This window comes from Centipeda sp. (in: firmicutes) (genome assembly GCF_057271695.1).
Genome location: NZ_DBHIVL010000144.1, coordinates 1 through 1807 on the forward strand (window position 1 = coordinate 1; position 1807 = coordinate 1807).

4 protein-coding genes and 1 pseudogene are annotated in these 1807 nt (G+C 57.9%); 4 read left to right on the forward strand and 1 reads right to left on the reverse strand.

The annotated features are described in order from the left end of the window. A pseudogene (locus ACO6BQ_RS12500) lies at positions 1 to 247 on the reverse strand (DUF4198 domain-containing protein); the annotation flags it as partial. Between the two features lie 204 nt (positions 248 to 451). Here ACO6BQ_RS12500 and ACO6BQ_RS12505 point away from each other — a divergent pair. The 4 genes from ACO6BQ_RS12505 to ACO6BQ_RS12520 all read left to right on the forward strand — a co-directional run. Then, on the forward strand, positions 452 to 805 hold the full coding sequence (locus ACO6BQ_RS12505) for an LPP20 family lipoprotein (protein ID WP_489121464.1): 354 nt from the start codon (positions 452 to 454) through the stop codon (positions 803 to 805). Next, positions 778 to 1338, forward strand: a complete 561-nt coding sequence (locus ACO6BQ_RS12510; RefSeq protein WP_489121467.1) for a hypothetical protein — start codon at positions 778 to 780, stop codon at positions 1336 to 1338. Before ACO6BQ_RS12505 ends, ACO6BQ_RS12510 begins: the two co-directional genes overlap by 28 nt. Beyond that, positions 1335 to 1604, forward strand: coding sequence for a hypothetical protein (locus tag ACO6BQ_RS12515; RefSeq protein WP_489121468.1), 270 nt, complete (start codon positions 1335 to 1337; stop codon positions 1602 to 1604). The genes ACO6BQ_RS12510 and ACO6BQ_RS12515 overlap by 4 nt, the downstream gene beginning before the upstream one ends. A gap of 102 nt (positions 1605 to 1706) precedes the next feature. Beyond that, on the forward strand, positions 1707 to 1807 hold a 101-nt coding region (locus tag ACO6BQ_RS12520; protein WP_489121471.1), incomplete at its 3' end, for a TOBE domain-containing protein.

Below are 1807 nucleotides of genomic sequence, written 5' to 3' on the forward strand. Positions count from 1 at the left end.
GCACAATGCTGATGTTCTTCTCGCCGTCCACGCGCTCCACCGTCGTCGGCTGGAAATTCACGTCATAGGCATCAATGCGCTGCACGCACGCCGGGTTATACGCATTGTCAAGCGGACCTTCGCCAAGCACGAGTGCCTTCGTGTCGACACGGTTCGCAAAGAAAACACCGTGTGCATCTGCAGGTGCTGCATACATACCGAGCCCCATCGCTGCGCCGAGCATTGCTGCCAAAAACTTTTTCTTCATTCGATTTCCTCCCATCGAAAAACAAATAATGCTGCGGTTCATTCCCGCTATTTCACTTATTATATTATAACTGATTTCTATTTGCAATAAAAACTTGTTTTCACTTCATTATTCTCTCAAGAAATACTAATTGTGTTCTTATTATTCTTTGTCCTTTGTTTGCGATATTCGAAGATGAAGAACTCTATAAAGGAGGAATATTCCATGCACATTGTAAAATCCTTCGCCCTTGCCGTCCTTATGCTCGCGCTCGCCGTCTGCATGAACGGCACGGATGAGGCGGCACAGTGGGACGGCGGCACGATCCGCGTCGTCGGTCTCGGCATCGCCCCTGCAGGGACAAGCGGCACGCAGGCGGAGGCACTTGCCCGACGTGCAGCGATCAGCGATGCCTATCGTCAGCTCGCGGAGCAGGTAAACGGTGTGAACGTCGATGCGATGACCACCGTAGAGAACCTCATGCTCGCGAACACAAGTGTCCGCACCCATGTGAGCGCACTCATCAAGGGGTCGAGATCCGCGCGGAGAAGTTGCAGCGCGACGGCTCCTACACCGTAACGCTCGAACTGCCCGTCTATGGCAGCGGTTCGCTTGCGAGCACGGTCTTCGCACCGAACAAGATGCCCGAGGTCTGGACATCCCCCCAGAGCGTCTACGTCCCATATCAGCCGCAGAACTACGACACGACAGGCTACGGCACCTACGACCGCGCACAGATGCAGAACAGCGCAACGAACCGTGTGACGACACCGACGCCGCTCCGCCCGAGCACACCCGCTGCGATAGAAAACCTGCTCCGTCCGACACAGCCTGCAGTGACAACACCTGCTGCGCCGAGCGAGCCCGCGCAGCTTCGCCCGACGCATCCGACACCACAGACTTCGACAATGCCCGACACGTCCGCACCTACCATGCAAATCCTCGTCACCCCTGCGCCCACGGTGCAGCCCCCGTTGCTCCCGCCCCCGCAGTACAGACGCCGATCGCCCCCACCACACCGCCCGCAGAGATCGTTCCCACGGGGCGCGCAGTCGGCGGCTACACGGGCGTCATCATCGACTGCACGGGGCTGGGACTGCGCCCTGCCATGAGCCCCGTCATCAAGGCAGAGAACGGCCGCCCCATCTACGGCTACAAGAACCTCGACAGTGACAAAGTCGTCCAGAGCGGCATGACATCCTACACACGCAGCGATGCGGATGCGACACGCGCGGGCACGAACCCGCTGCGCCTCCGTGCCGTCAGTGTCGACGGCGGGGCGAACCCCGTCCTCTCCGCGAACGATGCGAACCGCCTCCTCCTTGAGAACAACGCGAGCGGCTTCCTCGACGCGACGAACGTCGTATTCCTGCGCTGATCCCCCGCCGAAACCCCTGAAGAATTTGTGATGTTTATCACGAATTTTTCAGGTTTTTGTGTTATACTGTATGAGTTACTACAAAACAAGGGAGGGAATCACATGAAACTCAGCGCACGCAATCAGCTCAAGGGCAAGGTTGTCTCCATCGAGAAGGGTGCTGTCAACGGCATCGTTGGCATCGAGCTGAAGGGCGGCGACGT

Excerpts from the sequence above, each read along its gene's own strand:
- ACO6BQ_RS12505 (WP_489121464.1), top strand. The coding sequence starts at position 452 with ATGCACATTGTAAAATCCTTCGCCCTTGCCGTCCTTATGCTCGCGCTC.
- ACO6BQ_RS12515 (WP_489121468.1), top strand. The coding sequence starts at position 1,335 with ATGAGCCCCGTCATCAAGGCAGAGAACGGCCGCCCCATCTACGGCTAC.